At 25.9% G+C, this 19,395-nt stretch carries 12 protein-coding genes; all 12 read right to left on the bottom strand.

What is annotated here, in order from left to right; all coding sequences use genetic code 11:
* Positions 1-638 precede the first annotated feature (638 nt).
* The 12 genes from IC175_RS12245 to IC175_RS12190 all read right to left on the bottom strand — a co-directional run bounded on the left by IC175_RS12245 (position 639) and on the right by IC175_RS12190 (position 19,370).
* Positions 639-1,868, bottom strand: coding sequence for a hypothetical protein (locus IC175_RS12245; protein WP_227824061.1), 1,230 nt, complete (start codon positions 1,866-1,868; stop codon positions 639-641).
* Complete coding sequence (locus IC175_RS12240) at positions 1,869-3,578, bottom strand: hypothetical protein (protein ID WP_227835737.1); 1,710 nt, start codon at positions 3,576-3,578, stop codon at positions 1,869-1,871.
* On the bottom strand, positions 3,578-5,704 hold the full coding sequence (locus tag IC175_RS12235; RefSeq protein ID WP_227851575.1) for a hypothetical protein: 2,127 nt from the start codon (positions 5,702-5,704) through the stop codon (positions 3,578-3,580). Before IC175_RS12235 ends, IC175_RS12240 begins: the two co-directional genes overlap by 1 nt.
* Positions 5,701-7,464, bottom strand: coding sequence for a hypothetical protein (locus IC175_RS12230; RefSeq protein ID WP_227824064.1), 1,764 nt, complete (start codon positions 7,462-7,464; stop codon positions 5,701-5,703). The genes IC175_RS12235 and IC175_RS12230 overlap by 4 nt, the downstream gene beginning before the upstream one ends.
* A gap of 10 nt (positions 7,465-7,474) precedes the next feature.
* On the bottom strand, positions 7,475-9,655 hold the full coding sequence (locus tag IC175_RS12225; protein ID WP_227851574.1) for a virion structural protein: 2,181 nt from the start codon (positions 9,653-9,655) through the stop codon (positions 7,475-7,477).
* A 1-nt stretch (position 9,656) separates the two neighbouring features.
* Positions 9,657-9,986, bottom strand: a complete 330-nt coding sequence (locus IC175_RS12220) for a hypothetical protein (protein ID WP_227830658.1) — start codon at positions 9,984-9,986, stop codon at positions 9,657-9,659.
* A gap of 31 nt (positions 9,987-10,017) precedes the next feature.
* Entirely contained in the window at positions 10,018-10,332 is a 315-nt protein-coding gene (locus IC175_RS12215) for a hypothetical protein (RefSeq protein WP_227845671.1), read from the bottom strand.
* A 35-nt stretch (positions 10,333-10,367) separates the two neighbouring features.
* Complete coding sequence (locus IC175_RS12210; protein ID WP_227830660.1) at positions 10,368-11,246, bottom strand: hypothetical protein; 879 nt, start codon at positions 11,244-11,246, stop codon at positions 10,368-10,370.
* 7 nt (positions 11,247-11,253) lie between these two features.
* Entirely contained in the window at positions 11,254-11,739 is a 486-nt protein-coding gene (locus tag IC175_RS12205) for a hypothetical protein (RefSeq protein WP_227824069.1), read from the bottom strand.
* A gap of 8 nt (positions 11,740-11,747) precedes the next feature.
* Positions 11,748-13,115, bottom strand: coding sequence for a hypothetical protein (locus IC175_RS12200; protein ID WP_227851573.1), 1,368 nt, complete (start codon positions 13,113-13,115; stop codon positions 11,748-11,750).
* Between the two features lie 224 nt (positions 13,116-13,339).
* Positions 13,340-15,574: a hypothetical protein gene (locus IC175_RS12195; RefSeq protein ID WP_227830662.1), complete on the bottom strand. Its 2,235-nt coding sequence runs from the start codon at positions 15,572-15,574 to the stop codon at positions 13,340-13,342.
* Positions 15,575-15,692: 118 nt separating this feature from the next.
* Positions 15,693-19,370 carry a virion structural protein gene (locus IC175_RS12190; protein WP_227851572.1) on the bottom strand — a complete coding sequence of 1,226 codons (3,678 nt, stop codon included), beginning with the start codon at positions 19,368-19,370 and terminating at the stop codon, positions 15,693-15,695.
* Positions 19,371-19,395: the final 25 nt, after the last annotated feature.

Genomic DNA, 19,395 nt, shown 5'->3' with positions numbered 1-19,395 from the left:
ATCATATATAAATTTCAGTAATATCTTTATGTACATTCTCTTTTGATTTTAATATCATATTTTTGACATCATAGTTCAATTTTAATTCTATTTTTTTAGTTTCACAGTCTCTTATCAAGTCCGTTAACACATAACTTTTTATAACAATTGTTTTTGTAATTGAATTGTAAAGCTTTATATTAAACAACAAGTTTTTATTTTGTAAATCAAATTTCAAAAAATAATATTTTAAGTCATCTTTATTTATATTACATATCACCACATTATTAGCAAATAGTTTTAACTCATCAATAATTTTAAAAATAAGATTTACTATTTTAGTTACTGTTTTAATTTCACTTTTATTTTTGTATAATAAATGTATAGTTTTCACCTCCTAATCTTTAATGTCGCTCTATCTATCATTATTAATGATAAATCTAAGCATAAAAGTATATAGGTCAATTGTCACAATTGACAATTTAAAAATAAAAAAAAGTCTTTCAATAAAGACAAAATTTTTTAATATTTTATTATAAACCTTAAAATATTTTATTATAAATCCTAAATCAGCACTATCAAAATAACCACCCCCAAATTTGTACTACTAATTATATCATATGCAAAATGTTAAATACAATCATTCACACTTAAAAACACTACAAGTCATCTCCATAATAGGTATAATTTATATCAATACTCTTTATATTTATTTCACTATAAATTTCACCTATCCTGCATTTAAACATCAATTTTTTTGTAGGAGGTTTAAATGGAAAAGTATCTACTATTTTATGATGATATTCTCCTTTATCTTCATAATATACGTCAAATATAAAGTCTTTAGAATATTTTCCAGTGTCACTGCTATTATTAAAGTGGGGCGTTATACCTGTAATCATTACATCTTTCTTTTCATCAATATTACACTTAAAACTAAATGTAGAAGATTCATAATTATTATAATAATTTATATAAGCTCCTAAGGATTTTATACCATAAACAAAAGTTCTTAGATTTGTTTCACATTCTTCATAATTATAACCTCTTAAAACTATTTTTATTTGATTAACTTTTTTATTAGGAAAGTTTATTCTAAATGCTCTAACTGAATTTGAAAATTCATTTGTTAAATTATTCTGTGTTATTGCTGAATGATATTCAATTCCCTCTACTTCTTCCCAATAGCTGGAATCTCCAAACCTTACATATACATTTTTTACACTACATAAAAATGGATGTATATATATTTCATTCATTTCTAATGTAGTCATAATATCCTCTGGAAGAGTAATTTCATACTCTGTATCTAAAAAATCTACGAAATTACTTGTAACTACTCTTTTTGTCCAATATAGATTATTATCTTTAGAAAAAGGTGCATATAAATCATTATCCTGTTCTGATATGACACCAAAACTAGTAATTTTTGTCTTAACCGAAAGACTTTTGGGAATAAACATAGAATTTGATATATCATCAAAAACAGCCAATTTTGAAATCTTTTTTGAAGGTCTTATAGTTATATCTGATGTTACATTGTTTATTATAGCTCCAAATGTACTCTCCTCAGTCTTACAATCTTGAGGTAATATTATTTTTCTTCTTGATTTATTAGACTTTTGTATATCAATATACTTATTCAATAATTGATTATACTTTTGTATCAAGTTTAAATTTACAGCTTCCAACTGAGCATTTTCAAGTTTTATCAAACTTATCTTATTATTTAATGTACGTTCTATCTCATTAGTTTTATTGAATAAATCTAGGATATCATTTAGCATATTATTCTGATTATCATTATGCATTGAACTTTTGTTTATGGCTTTATATCCAAAATCATTCCTGTTTGATACTGGTAAGTTATTAATGATAAGTTTATTCATCTAATCTCCCCTTACATCATAAAATATGTCTATCTCTTCTTGTATATTGTCAATTATATCTACAAAACTTCCATAACTATAATTTGAGTCTATAAGCACTTCTTCTTTCATTACACCTAATCTATCTATTTTACCACTTAACTTTCTTATATTATAATCTATCTGATTGTACATCGAACTTGTCTTACAACTTTCTTGTGGCCCCCTATACCTATTATTAAATCTTACAGCATTTGGAACTTCATCTAATACCCTGTTTGAAGTTTCGTCTACTTTACCATCTACATGAAAAATCTTACTTTCTACTTTAGATTTATTACCTGAATAATCAGTTGTATAAATCCTAAACATATAATATCCTTTTTGTAGAGATTGTGTCATCACTGTTTCTCTTTGGGTCTTATTGTATACAATATGTGAATTATTTAAAATAATTGGATTAATATCACTTTCTACAGGATGTAAACACCAATTGTACTCTTTTATGCCTGTAGTAACTATTGTGGTGGCTATGTTCGATTCTGTTACTGTTTTTGTACTTAAATCTATTCCTTCTACATAATATTGATATATACTCCCTGTATCTTTAGAAGTATATTCCAAAATGACTTTTCTATCTTCAGTAGTATACTGATTTGTTATACTTGGTTTAATTGGAATAGAGGTATCTCCAGGTTTGTCTTCAATAGACGTATTTTCAGTTAGTTGTTTCATTCTAAAAATAGTATTTGCCAATATCTTCTTTTCATCTTCCTCTATATCTTCAATATCATTTATATTGTGTCCTATTTGAATCATGGCAGTATTATTCCATGTTGTAAGATAATATGAAGCAGCTCTTTCTTGTGAAGTAGACCAATTCGACTCTCCTTCTGTTTTTTGTGGTATTATATTAAACCATATATCTCCATGTGCAAAATTAGATGTAGTATGGGTATATGATATTTTTATCTTTTCTTCTTTATTTACAATATTCCATGGATATAATGCAACTGAATCTAATTTATTTACAACTACTTCATTTCCCCATACAGAACTTGTAAATCCATAGCCTTTATCAAAAAATATATTCTCTCCTTTCCATTTTCCAATCTTTACATTAAAAAACTCCCTTAACTTATTTAAACTTTCATCTTCTCTAAATATGGATGAAATTAAATCATGACTAGCAATAACACTTCTATTTGTATTCATAAATTCAAATATAGAATCTAATGCTATCTTATTTAACTTATTTTCATTAGTATAATCTTCACCACTAGAAAATCCGATAACTATTACATCATAAATGTACATACCACTAGTATCCTTTAAAAAATCATCTGGATTTTCACAAAATTCTTTGTTTGATACAGGAGTTACATTTATCTTAGCCATACCATATCCTCTTGCATCTTCTTTGCAAGGCTCTTCCATCCATTTTTTTAAAGAAGCAGACTTCTTAATACTCCATGTAATACCTCTATAACATTTAAAACTAATTTCTTCTCCTATGTCTGGATGTATATTCAATACCTTTATGTCACTTTCTAATTTTTCTAGTTCACATAAAGAAATAGGTTGAAATATTTCATCAACAGAATTACCAAAATCATCTCCTATTTTTTTTCTAAATACTCTGTACAAGTGAGGTGAACTTGATGTATTCTCCCAACTTAAACTAACCTTATTTTCTTTATCAGATGATTTAGCATATAGTGTTATTGACATTATTCAGCCACCACCTTTATATTATTGATTACAGGAGTAACAGATATATCTGAAGTAGATAATTTAGCCATTACTCTATATCTTATTAAGCTATCATCATTTATAGATTTTAACTTTTCAATTGTTGATGGCAACATATGTCTATATTTTATAAATATTCTAAAATACTCAGCTGTATTAATTTTTATATCTGGTCTTTGGTATTGTGGACTCCTTTTTTCTCTTAATTCAATATTTATAGGGTTATTTGGGCTAATCGTATAATTAGGGTCAAATTTTGTAACTATATTGTCCATATTATCTATAGATTTTATTGCATAATATTTAAGAGAATGAGGATTTATATCTTTCACTAGAGAATTATACGTTATTCTTTTCATTTTTGGACCAGCAAATATATAATCACTATAAGACATTAGATTAAAATTATGCTTGATGGTTTTTAATGGCTCGGATAAATCTAATTCACCAAGTAAAAACATTATTTGAACTTTATTTTCTCCCTTTTTTAACTTAAATGCATACTTATTATCTTTTTTAAATACTTGTCTTCCATTTACAAGTACAACTACATCAAAAACTTCCTTGTCTTTGTCAAAACTAAAATATTTATTTTCTATTACAGTATCTTCAAGACAATTAACATATTGACTCATTACCATATAATTCCATACGCTTTTACACATTATTTCCATCATATTTGCATCCATTGGAGCTATTCCAGTAACTCTATGTTTTGCATAGTCATTTATAGATACCTTCAATGAACTTGGATATTCTTGATTATATTTATCACTTACATTCAGCCTCTCAATCATCCATTGTGAATGTCCTGTTCTCATTTCAATAGAATTTAAGTTTACATGTTCTGGAAGTTGTTGTATATAAAACAGAAAATTTTTTAATTCTATATCAAAGTCACGTCTTCCAAATAAATCAGATGTATAATAATTAAGTAGTTTTTCTTCTTTGCATAGAAGATTTAAATCTAAAGCTACACCTGGCTTTATATTCTTCCATTCTACACTATTATTTTTATCTTCTATACCTATGAAATATGATATATTCGTCATAGGTGGTATTTTATTTTTAGGATTTAATGTTATATTTGATATAGGTGCATCAATTTTAATTTTATTACTTGTATACACACTAGTTTTAGAATACTTATCATTGTAAAGTGAAATATTGTTTAATACAAATAATGAACTTAAGTTATCTATTTCTTCTTGGTCAATTTCATATTTTTCAATTATAAATTTAATCGATAAAATATCTTCTTTGTTAAATCTCCATATATTATTTCTTTCTCCATGATATTTAAACTTCTCTTTAAAATTCTTATTATCAGAAGAAATTAATAGTGTTATAATGGTATCTTGTAGTGAGTAACCGCTCAACTCAATTCTAGATACTGTTTTAATATCATCTAACACTAAGTCAATTGTAATTATTTGAGTTTCATTTTTAATTGGCATTATATTTAATGATATGTTTTCATTAAGAGCCTCATTTAATATTAAATTTAGATTTGAACTTGTACCTATCTCTTGCCCATTTAATAATATTTTCAAATTTGACTTACTTAAATCTATTTTATCATCTGGGGTTGAATGAAGTTCATTTCTAAGTGTAGATGTATTATAATCTATTTCACAAGTTGACTTAGGTATATTATTTTTTACTAAGTTTATAGTATTTGTATCTTCAAGTGTATTAAAAGTTATAACATAGGGGTAATAAGCCATTTTTTGGCTTGAAAATTCATTTGCTATTTCTGAATAAGCAATAATCTTATTTGCTTCATTATATATATTTATTATTTCTAAATCATATTTATTTACAGTCTCTATAAAAGACTCTACATGATTATTATGTACTTCATAAATAGATTTCAAATCATCTTCTATATTTTTAAACATATTATTAAACTGTTCTTTATCTGAATTTTGATATGGTAATAATGTAATTGGCTTAAAATAAGGCAAACCAATTATTTTCTTTTCAAAAAATTCACTTATAAACTTATTTACTTCATAAAAAGTCACTAAATCTCCATTATTCAAAAGCCTTTTTATTATCTCTTCTTCTTTAATTTTTAATTGATACTCTTGAATGTTCATCATATAATTTCCTCCGAACCTACATCTATACTATAACTATATACTATAGGTGACTCATCAATTATTTCCTCTGGTCTATATAACTCTATTTTTAATCTAAATTCTTTTACATCATTAAGCATATCAACATATGTAACATTTTTATTTCTATTTACAATTGATACATTACTATTTACTACTATTGTACAAGAGCCATACTGAGTTCTATGTCTTGGTCTTATCCTAGTCCATACTGAACCATCATCAAAACTTATATAATATTTAATATAATCATCAATTTTGTTGTTTTTATCTGTATATTCTATAAATCTTTTAGGTATGTAATCTTTAGAATTTAAAGTAATTGACCTTATATTTTCATTTGATAAAAATTTACGTGATAGATATACTCCATATATATCATAAACTTTGTATTTAAGATCAATATTTTTTATGCCTATAACATATCTCCTTGCACTTACTTCTTCATATTGAAATTTATAAATATCTTCACTTATCTTTTTATAAAACAATTGAGATTTAACATACTCTCTTGTCAAAAAATTGTTTATTGTTTTTGTAGATGGATAAATTATATTTTTATCATCATGATTATATTTAAGCCCTATTAATTCTATACTTTTTTGAGGTTTATCAAATTGTACATAATCTTTCTCACTGTCATAAAAAAAATATGGAATTCTAGTTGGATTTATATTTAAAAAATACTCTCTACATACTTTAGTAAAATTACTGTCCTCTTGTTCTAATTCAACTATAATTTCTTTAACTATACTCGATTCAAATGTTATTATATGCTCTTCATCTAGATATTGATTTAATTGTAATATTTGAGCATTTTCATATTTATCTCTTACAACTATTCTTTTTATTATAGGATTATGTAGATTAACATTTGGCCTTGGTATACCAGAAATTTTGAACCAATTGATATTAACAGGTATCTCCAAAGAAACTTTAAAATGTAGTTTTAAAACTCTATCATCACTTATCCAACTTATACCTTCTTTGTACTTAAATCCAACCATTCCAGTTTTTATTTTTACATCAGATTCTAAATTATACATTTCAAACTCAAACCAAGTATCATCATTTCCATCTAACATATCTGATAAATATATATGAGGGTCATCTTCTCCAATATATTTTATTTTATTATAAGATGGATATATTTCATGTGTATTTCCAGGAAAGCCATTTGATATATCTAAAACTTGTATATTTATATTGTCATTTAAACATTTACTCGATGTTGTTGCTAATGTTAATGCTCCATATAATACACTGCAAGAAGTATTATTCAAGTTATTTCTATTACTAACTTTTACAAAGTCATCTGAATAAATCATATTACTTACTGTTTTCAAAGAGTCTACTTTTTTATCTAGTTCATTTATCTCTGTTTCTATGCAGTTTAATTTTTTCATTAATATACCAGTATCTTCTTTAACATCTTTAAAATATACTTGTAAATCATTTCCTATTTTCTCACAACTACACATTAAGACATGCATATCATATTTAGCTTTTTTTAACATATCACTATAGTTTGAAAATGATGGTATATATACTGCCTCATAGAATTTAAATGATGGTTTTCCAAGTTTATTATAAAAATCAATAATCATATTCTTAAATTCATAAAAATACTCTGCTTTAGTTTTTATTTTTCCAGAATCAAAATCTTTGTTTAAATCATCTATTAGAATTTTAATTCTTTCTTCAAACAATATATTTGGCTTTTTATATTTATAATTATTCATATTATCACCTTTAAAATGTATCTACCATATATTTTATTTCTTTTAAAGCAGGTGTTAACCATCCATCTTTAACTGTATTTCTTCTAAATAATGCTTTCAACTTTATTTTTGATACTAAATGTTTATATGATATATCTATGATATACTTATTCTCTATCTCTCTATTAAAATAGATTGAGTTCTTAAATATATAAAATTGAAGTTTGTCATTTAAATTATCAAAATTCTTATAACTACTTCCATTTTCTGATATATCTGTCACATTTAGAGTTTCTATTTCACAGTTAATATTCTGATTTAATGTGTCTACCACTTTTACATCACAATAATCCACTGTAGACTCTGTAAATGGACTGTATTTAAGTTCAAAATTTGATTTATTTTCTCCATTAAAAGATTCTATAGTTGTTTCTAACTTTGATGCAAAATCTACAGAATCACTGCCCCTTACAGGCTTATAACTTATACTATATACTGCATTATAATCATAATTAAATATTTGAATACACCAAAAAAATCCAGTTTTTTGATTTTTATGTATATAAAATCCTTCACTATCTAAAGGTATCTCTTCTCCATCTTTCATTACTTTATAAACGATTTCTGCTTCAAATCTAAAATAAGCTCTAGTACTTCCTGTTATAAATAAAAGTTCAGATTCTATAATCTCCTTATTCATTGGCAATATAGGAATCCAATCTTTAGCATCTGGATTATCAGATACTGTAATATAGTATTCTATGTCGGTGACAGTTTTTCCAAGTGAATTTTTAGGATGTAGTTCATCAGTTACTATCTGTACACTTTTTATATTAGAATTTAAATTTAAAGATTTGCTTATATAAAAGCCAGTTCTATCAAAATGATTATTATAGCATCCTAAATCATATAAACCATAGTTGTATTCATATTTTAATACCTTGTGATTCAACTTGTCATTTCCAACTATTCTAGATAGTAGCTCATCATAAGAATCTGATAATATTCTATCATTCATTTGTTGCCATAGAGAATTAACCATTTCTCTATCATAGTACACTGGTTTAAATACAGCTTTACTTACTTTTTCTTTTCTATCATTTTCATTATTAAACCAAAGTAAATTTTTATTTACCTCAGTTGGATTATATACATATGTTTCTCTTATATAATGTTTCTGTGTAAATAATATGTATATCCTCTTACATATTATTTCTGGAAATCTAAATGTAACTTTATCTCTAGTAAAAACACTTTTTAGTGTTTTGTCTTTATTATCTGGTGTTACTAACTCTATCAACACTTCATCTTCATCATCTGTCATTTTATATCTTATAGCAACTATATCAATAGGATATTTTGTAAATGGAGTTATGTTTATTTCGTTTATTTTATTAATAGATTCAAAATTAAGTTCAAGGTCACAAACTGCCCCAGAGTCTATTCCATAAAAATAATTATCTCTTACATATAGAGCTTTTGGTTTATTATTTTCAAACGAAACACTTAATGGAGCATCTGACAGTATAGTATCACTCCAAAATGATGTTGGATTTCCATCTATAGCATTTTCAAGAGATGTTCCATTATTGTAAGATTGTATAAATCCTTCACCAAGCTGAAACTTATAATTTAAAGATGCTGTTGAGACTTTATTATCATATCTTAACATGTTATCTCGTTTTAAAAATGGTAATGTTAATATGTTTTCCTTTTCATCAAAATTAACATAGCACTTTTCTGGTATCCATTGACCATATCTATCTTTTTGAATACTTCTACTTTTATCGAAATTGTTTGAGTTTCTAAATCTCTCTATTATAAATTTAGACATATGTTTAAATGAGGTAGAATATCTACAACTCTCTAGTTTATCTTTTATTTGATTTATCTTTGTCGCTATACTATTTATATATGATGTACTCATACTATCATACTTTGATATCAACTCACTCATTGAGTTAACTACACCAAAACTAGTCAGTAAATCTATATACAGTTCGTTCATAGTCTTATTAATTGATTGAGAATTAATACTTATTTCATGCTCATCTAAGCTCGTTATCAATGTATTATTTTTAATTTTTGTCTCAAATTCATTTTCTAAAATTTCTCTTTCCTCATCAGTAGAACAATTGGATGTTATTTCTCTTACAACAGCTTCTATAATCTCATCTTTTATTTTACTTATATTCAATGAAGTATTTGGCATATTACATTCCAGCCTTTAATTTATACTTTTCATGACATTTATTAGATAGATTAATTAACTCATTTACAGCCATTTTTACATCTTCTTTAGTTTTCATTACTTCAAACTCTATCTTAGTGCCATTCCATTCTGATTTATTCCATTTAATAGGTCTAATTCCTTCTTTTAGCAACTTAGTCCACAGAGATAATTTATGAACTTCATACATATTTTCATCCATTAATTCTAATTCTCTAGTTAATTGTTTTCCTATGATAATACCACTTTCCATAGTATATCCTTCTAAACTTTCTTTTGAAATGAAATACTTATCTCTTTCAAAACTGTGCATAAAGTTTCCTCCTTATGTTTATATTATGATTTTATGTTCCTTCATTATTTTTTTCTTCTTTTATTTGACCATTGATAATTATTAAATCTTTATTAGTTATTATCACTTTATTTTCCTCAAATGATATTCCTTTTTTTAACAAAAACTCTTCAAATAAATTTTGAATTTCAGGTAATATTAAATCTTCTTTAACTCTTTGTATAACCTCATCTATGATTTGCTCTTTAGACCCTAATATTTTTTTACCATCATATTCAAAATATCTTTGAATTATATTTATTAAGTACGCATCAACTTTATCTAAACCTTTTACATAAATGTTATCTTTTTTCTGTTGTATTCTCATATTTCACCAACTCACCATATTGTCTATATACATTACTATTTTTTCTTACTTATGATCTGCATCAAGACTTTTTCAACCTCTTTATCACTATTTTCGTAATCATCATATATAAGATAAATATCTTCTTTTTTATCTCCTGATACAGTTTCATAAATATTTATTGTATCTAAATTTCCTTCTTCAGCATAATTAAGTACTATGTCTTCAGTTGCATTACTTACTTTTATCAATTTATCATCATTTTTAGAATCTCTTAATATAGTTGTTACATCATTTAATTCTGGATATTCAGTATCTGGGAGTCTTCCTAAATCAGGATTAATTAGCCCCATTTGAGCTTCTGTAAAATCATCACTATAGAGAAGTGCTATTGCATTAATTTTAGGTGATTCTCCTGCTAAATTTGACCATATCTTAGCTCTTACTTTTACTGTTTTAGGTATATCTTCTTCTTTTTGTATAGTATATGGTACAGTATTATTTGCTCTTATCTGAAGCACTTCTTTTTTATCAGTTACTAGATAATAGATTACTTCTGAACCATTTGGTATAGTTTGGTCTACAATCAGAAAAAAATTATTTAATGAAGAACTTTTATGTTCATGAGTATAAATATCAACTGAATTATATTCTCCAAAACTGCTACCTTCATTTAAATATATACAAGTTTTATCAAAATCAAACTTTATATCACTACTATTTTGGACATCAGAATACTCCTTATTTTTAAATTCATTTATAAATAAGGAATTTGCATATCTATTATTATCAAAATTAAATAAAGCTCTATCAAAAAATAAATTATCTGAATAATAAGATATATCCTTTTCAAATGAATTTTCAATCATATCTTCATCAGTATACAGTTTATCTATTATATTTTTTCTTGAAATCTTAGTAAATTTTTCACTCATAACTCACCTATAATAAAGAGTGCTGCCCTGTTAAATATTGTTTATCAAAAACAGGTACTACACTGTATTCACATTTATTTAAAGTCTTATGCACGTATTTTATCTTATCAACTTGATATTGTATCTCAACAAAGTCTGTAGGAGAAAGTTCTATATGAATATATAAAATTTTAAACTTAGAATTAAATGTATAATTCCTATTATTTAGCTCTATGTTATTTACACTCACTTTTATAGACTTGCTTACTGTCCCACTTATAGCCTTAGATACATCCCACTTTTGATTCGAATTGTACTCTAGCACCTTATTTTCATTCAACAGCACTTCAACCTTTGGATTTGGTATTTCTGCTAATAAATAACTTTGCCATCTTTCTCCTATCTTTTCATTTACATACAATTTATAACTTATACATTTTAGATTTTTTATCCTTGAAAAAGTTATTGTATTTTCTGTATATATTTTTGAAAGACTATTGATATTATCATACATATGTACACCTATAATACAGCCACTACTGGGTCTGATATATTTCCTTTCTCATCATATAAATATATAGTATAGTTGTACTTATTTGAGTACAAACAGTAATCTTTTATTGATAAAAGTGGATATCTAGAATTTAACACAACCATCTCAACTGTACCATTATCTTCTATATTATTTATATAATCATTATAGTACTTACCACCTTGTCTTATATATGTTTTAAATATGGTGACTTTTTCATCTGTTATATCAACTGGCTTTTTCTGATCGTTTTCATTTAAATTCGTTACATCTTTTCTATAGATAACCATTTTATCAATTAATACTTCAAATTTATCTTGAAATATTATTGGCTTACAGTAGTCTGTTGATATGTTTTTATATATGTTTTTCATTCTAAAAACTCTAGATTTTCTATAAAATAATTCTCTTTTATCTTTATGCCATATATTTGGCAACTTTACATATCTTATCCCATCAGTTATTAGTGTAGAATCATCTGAATGTACTTCTTGGCTAGTTATTGTATTTATTACTTTGCTGTATAAATCCTCTTTATTAATATTTATATCCTTTGATGCTTTTTCTCTTTTTATCTCTTTCCATTTTGTTATTTTAGGGTCATCTTCTTTTACTTCTAATATTTGAGTTATTTTATCTGGACTTTCAGATAATTCACAAATTGCTAGATTTGATAATTCCGTTATATCTCCACTAGGAAATTTACTAATGACTCTATATTCATATTTATTCTTTTGCTTTTCTTTCATTTGATAAAATAATGTGTAATTTTTTCCTTCTATAGTAGCTACTACTGGATCAAACACTCCATGTGCATGTATATCTATATGTGTAACTATATCTATGGAAAAATCTAAGGTGATTTTATTATATTCCACATTAGATTTTTTTATTAGAAATCCATTGTTATTTCTAATCTTTATTGTATCGTCAATCTCATATTGTTCTGTTATAATCCTATATGTTTCATATTCATTATAATTATTTCTTTTCTTAAATAAAATTTTTGCTATAGTTTGATATGAACTTAATTGTATTTCTATTTTTTCTTGAGGTGCTGATGATAAATCATTTTTTAAATTCACAATTAATTTTTTAAAAGGAATTACTATTTCAAATGGTAGCGTAAATTCAGTATACCCATCATATCCTTTTGGAAAATCATTTCTACTAAGTAAAAAATCTTTGATGTTAGTCGATTCTATATCAGCATTTTCTTCTAATATTTCTATAATTGGGTCTTGATTATTTATATATTCTTCTATTTCTGTTTCTGATGAAATATTTTTAAATCTATAAATATAGTGTAATAAATTTCCTTCTGTAGATTTACATATATTTATCTTGGGATGTTCCAAATAAACTCACCTCTTTTGCATATCATTTTACTTTTGTAAACTTACTTTTATTTTTAATATACCTTATCTATATAGCAATTTGTTTAACATTTTTTAAATTATATTAATAATTTTTTATATAAATAAATATTGCAATTTAAGTTTGCCGAAAATAAGATATGTGATTACTATAAAAGGGATTGTTTCAATTTTAATTAAAACAATCCCTTTATCTAGTATACTTACTATTTTTTTTGTGCTATTGGAGTCCATTCTGCTTTATATTTCTTACCACTACTTCCATCATCATCACTTTTAGTACAAACATAAAGACCTATAGGGTATTTATCATTATCTTCTTTTTTACTTTCTGATATTGTATCCAATATATGCTTTATCCATATATCACCTACTTTAGGTTTTTTAAATGGAGGATAGTCTCCAGGAGGACAATAAGATAATGAAAATTTAGGACCTGGTAGACCAAATCCATCTCCAAGACGGATAGAATTATTAAAAAACCACACACATCCACCATTTCCATCTTGAGGCCTATATGATAATATTCGTCTACCTACCCTCTCCTTTTTATTATGATCTGTGTACTTAATAGCTTCATCATATAAACAAAAATGGTCAATCTCTCCATCACTATCAGCATTTAGAGCACCTTCCATATCTCCACGTAATGATATTTTTCTATTTCCTTCATCAGTTATAACTATCTTAGAATTTTGAATCATAGTTAAATCTCCATACATAGAATCCCCTCGTCTTTTGACATAATCTTTTTTAATATTTTTAATTTCATTTTCTATATTGATTATGTCTCTTTTTATATCATCAATATCATCTCTTAGTTCGTCTAACTGTTCTTGAACATTGGCTCTTACCTCTTTAAGTTGAGCAAGTTCCCTAGTTGTAACAGAACTTTCACTAATACACTTATTTGTATCACTAACTAAAACTCTTGAACCATTTCTCCTATAATCCGTGTGCCTTTCCATATTATCATTTGAACAAAAAACATTTCCATTATCATCTGTCATAAGAATTTTTCTAGCATTATCACTTCCTTGAGCTATTACAACATAATAGTCAAAAGTATCCCAAATTTCCTCTACTTCGCTATCAATCTTATCCATTCTAGCTTCATAATCATAATGTCTATGTCTAATATGGGAATATCTATTATCGTAAATTGACTTTGGCTTTATAAAATGATTTGTCTCAGGAAGTCCAGATATTGTAGCTGGGCTTTGATATTGATGAACTATACAAGAACTGGACATATATGGCTGTATATGTACTTCTGTTTTTTCATCTATAGCTAAGTATAATTCAAATTTGTGAGTAACTATTTCCACACCATCAACTGTAGTAGAATCTGACTTCACATGATATAACCTTAGTATATCTATCTCTTTTTGATAGCTATCCCCTTCATGTTTATATGGTGGAAATTGTTCAGCTTTATAGTCATTTTTACTAGGGTCTGGAGGAGTCTTATATCCACTTAAATCAAGAGGTCTTTCATGTGCATGATTTTCGCTTGGTGAAGTTACACTTGCATACATTGAGATATTTTCTTTTTCTAAATTTGATTTTTCTATAGAATCTTCTATTTTATCAGCTATAGTTTTATCAAAATTAATTTTTCCACCATTGTTTTTTTGTTCTCTAAATTCATCTTCTTTTATTAAATTTTCTTCAGAAGACAAATCTTCATTTAAAAATGGTAATTTTTCATCATGTAATGATACATAAAAAAACTTGTTTGTACAAGTCCATCCATCTTTATTTGTATTTGTAGGGTCTTCAAATAAACCAATATGAATATCCATAGTAGTTGGACTGTTTTCTTTAAGAAAAGTTATAGACCCTCTAAATATGGAGTTGTAAATTCCTTCTGTCATCATATCAGTGTGGTCGAATTTTCCTATATTCGGTTTTGTGTAATCGATATAATTAGATGTAGATTTAACAAATTCATCAATGTAATCTTCATTTTTCATTTTAGCCACTAGACTATTTGCAAATATCCCCTGATATGGAAGTTTACCATCTGTAGAAAAATCAGGTACATTTCCAACTCTTCTTGGAGTAAATGTGGCTATTTTAATATATCTTTTATGGGACACCAATGCAGCATGTTTAAAATGGTTGTATCCCAATCTATCTTTAAAATCAACAGCATGATACCCATCTAGGCAATCTGCATTTAATCCACTATTAGGACCATGATTTAACTCACTCCAAACTTTTTTATCATTTAAAGTCAGTTCACTTGTTATAATATTTAATCTTGGTTTATCTATCCACCAATCAAATTTAATGTCACTTGCTCTAAAATTCATTTTTGCATATGAATATCCATCATTTAAATCAGCATCTCCAAATGTAACAGATAACTTAACACCTTTGAAATCATGCAATTTCAATTCATTTGTAAGCAATGTTGCTGAAGGTAAAACACCCAATAAAATCACCTCATTTAATCTAGTAGTATATTTTTAAAATTATAGTTATTAATCTTTTAATTTAATTGTTTATAACGAGTTTCATTTAAATATATTTTGTATAATTATTAAAATACAGTTATATATTATAGTTTACATTTTCTATCCATATACTTGGTCTTACATGTTTTTGATTATCTATGTTTTTACTGACTTCTATGCTAGTCTGAGGTAACTCGTCATCACTTATTACATCTACAAATTCAATAATAGGATAGCTACCATAAGCAGCCCACTTTTGAACAGCTTTTTTTATATCTTCTTCAGAAAATCTTCCTCCATTTTTATAAAGAAGCTTACTATCTATTCTTATTATAATTACAGAGTTTTCTTGATATGGTTTACCATCAAGTGTACCAATATCTAAATAATAATCACTTTCAGGCTCTAAATCTCGACGAAGTATATCTTCCATTTCTTTGATAATACCTCCGCCTCTCAATCTAGTATCTATTAAATTTGTGGATTTTAATGAAGTATGATGCCTCACAAAAATTCTACCTATATGTAAGTCAAATGGTTCTAAAGCTTCTTGATCATCAAATTTATGGTATACACAAAAATAGTTGTCCTTTAAAATCTCACCTGTGCCTCTGTCTATTATTCTCATGGGTTTTAAAAAAAAGTGAATTGTTCTATTAAATAAATCATAAGAATTTCTCATCTCATTTAGTTCATTAGAAGTGTCTGTATAAAAACTATACATATTTGGATTTAAATTTAAATCTATAATTTTGCTATCTTTATCTTGGTTTTTATAATAGCCTCTGTAATGAAGATTCTTTTCTTCATAAGTATAATCTACTAATATCTTATCATTATCACTTACTGAATCATTAATCTCTATAAATCCATACTTAAAATTAAATCCTTTTATTTCAAGTTCTTTTTTATCTTTATCATTTAACATTTTATAAACTTTTAAATTAGTTGGCTTCCAGCTATTATCAACTTCTATATACATTGGAGTATTTTTTACCTTAATAGTACTATTTCCAACAAAACTTCCTTTTTCTCCAGATATGTCAATATATGGTTTGCCATACTTTCCAAATATCTGTAAATCATATTCTGGTATGGAATATATAATTTCTATTGTTTTATCGATTCTTTCATATTTTTTACTAAAATAAGCATATTTAATAGTTGGAAACCAACCTTTTAGGGGCTCTTTTTCTAGAGGAGTTCCCACAACAATTTGATTTATATTTCTACACACTACTGAATATCCTTTATAAACTTTTCCATTCGCTGATTTATATATAGAATCTTTATCTAACATATTAGTATTTTTAATATCTCCAAGAGTAGTTGAATCTTGTTCTGGAAATCCAGTATCTTCATATGTTCTTCCATATATAAATCCATTTCCATCTGATGCTGTATATATCAAAGTCTTATCTTTTGAATACATAGTATCTAAATTTTGAAGATTATATTTAACTCTAAAAGTTGAGTTTTCATTTATTTTATCTCTGTCTTCAACTGATGAGTACTTCATAAACATCTCTCTTGCTGTCATATATCCATTTGTATCCTTTTCAGATATAATCATGTCCTCATTCTTAAAACTAGCAAGTTCTGAGTATAACGCATATTTTTTATTTATTATTTCCTTTGTAATAGGAGCTATTTCTAACTCATCCGCCATTATAATGTATTCAATTTGTATTTTACTTCTTTTGTCTTCCAATATTTCATATTCAAATACCTCTATAGAAGACTTATTTGTTATATCTTGAAACCTATTTACTCTATATGAATCTAAATCGCAACATTGAATTGGACTTATCTTTTCAAGTATACCTGCTTTAGTTTCTAAAGGATTTACACTATCTTTTCCATAAGCTTCTTCTGTCAATCCATCATACATAACATATATAGGATTTTCTACAGTTGGTACAAATGATGTATATAGATATGCATCATAGACATTTTCATATTTAGTTTTTTCTATAAAGACCTTGTACTTAAACTCATTTTCATCTATTGGATAATTATTTTCTGAAATGAGATTTATATTTTCTGAATTATACAAACCATTTATATCTAATCCGACATTATCATAAATTTTATACTTTAACTTATATCTGTAATACAGTGGTATGTTGTCCTTAAATTTATTTGTAATATAAAATAAATCGTCATCTATCAAATATTCTCCATCAATTCTATGTAAAAGACCACTTTCATCTGGATACATTATTATTTCTCTTTCCTGTTCTGGATGTATATTTGATATTTCATCTTTTTTATTTACAACACCACTATATTTAGCTGACCCATTATACAATACTTTTAACTTTCTAACCAAACCTTCATATCGTGTATATGCATTATAAGTTTTAGGGTTATAATCAATAAGTTCATTCTCAGTTTCCACAAAGCTTACAGCTTCAAATATAGAGTTTGTCAAATTTAAAACACCATACTTATCACCATCATTGTATATCTTGTCTATAGGCACTCTTTTAGCTAATAGACCTTTAAATTCCTCATGTTGAACTTTATGCTCTGGTTTAAAATCAGTAACTGTAGATTCATCCCACATAACAAAATCTCTATATAAAACACCCCAATACCCTTCTAATTCTGTGCCTTTTTCACCAGTAAATTCAATAGTTTCTGGAAAGTAATCATCATTTTTTGTAGCTAAATCTCTTCTGTGAATCCAATCTTCAACAAAATGCAATGTTACATTATTTGTATTAGTCTCTATTACAGAAACAGTATCATCTAGTGAGGCTGTTGTATTATAATAATAAGCTAAATTTACTGCTCCATTTGGAACATTTCTTCCAAGTTTAATAGATTTATTTCCTTTATTATCAAATTCTTTATGTACTTTTGTATTAGAAAATAAATCTCCAGATACATATTCTTCTTTTTCTAAAATAGATTCATCTTTTGGTGCTTGTGGATAGTCCATAATAGGTAACTTGAAATTAGGTATACTTACATCAGGTCTTTGACTTACTATAATATCATCTTTGGGTTTATATTCAGTTACAATTGTTCTTGCATGCCAAACTATATAAACAATTTCTTTTGTAGGTGAATCAATATTATATTCTCTATTTACAAAGTTTTTAAATACAATTTTCCCGTATTCATCACCTAAAAATTTCTTACTCTTTATAAATGATATATTTGCGTTATTAATGACTTTTATACTTGCCCCATTATTTACGGTTTCATTAGTAGCTTTAGTTACTATCTCAACCTTACAATCATATAAAGGATACGCTATTTCACTAAAATTATTTATAGCATCATTAGTTTCAACACATTTATCAATATTAAATTCTTTATCAGTTGAACTATAAACTATTGTCGTTGGTAATTCTATAGATTGGTTAATATTACTTGATATATTTACAGCTACTCTATTATCTTGTTCATTATCAAAATATATTTCTATAAATCTTTCTTTTGTATTTACACTCACTATTTTTTGTTCAATTAAAATACCTATTGTTTGAATGTATGTCATTCCATTTTCTAATGTCACAATAAAATCAAAAGAGTCTTCTCCAATATATAAATCATTTGCATAATAATTAAAATATATTATATTATTTAAAATACTAAAATTAACATTTCCTGATAATTTTAAAAAAGTTTCTTCTTCAATAGAACCTTTTCTATATGCTTCTCCTAGAGAATTTATGTTTCCTTCTTTTATTAAAATAACGCCTTGAAGATTAGACCCATTTGTTATCTTATAATTTAATGTTTTCAACTTATTAATATCCATAAAACATACCCCTTTTGTAGCTTAT

It is taken from the genome of Clostridioides sp. ES-S-0123-01 (assembly GCF_020658415.1).
GTDB lineage: Bacteria > Bacillota > Clostridia > Peptostreptococcales > Peptostreptococcaceae > Clostridioides.
The sequence above is the reverse complement of the archived record's forward strand: the minus strand, read 5'-3'. Positions and strand labels throughout refer to the sequence as shown.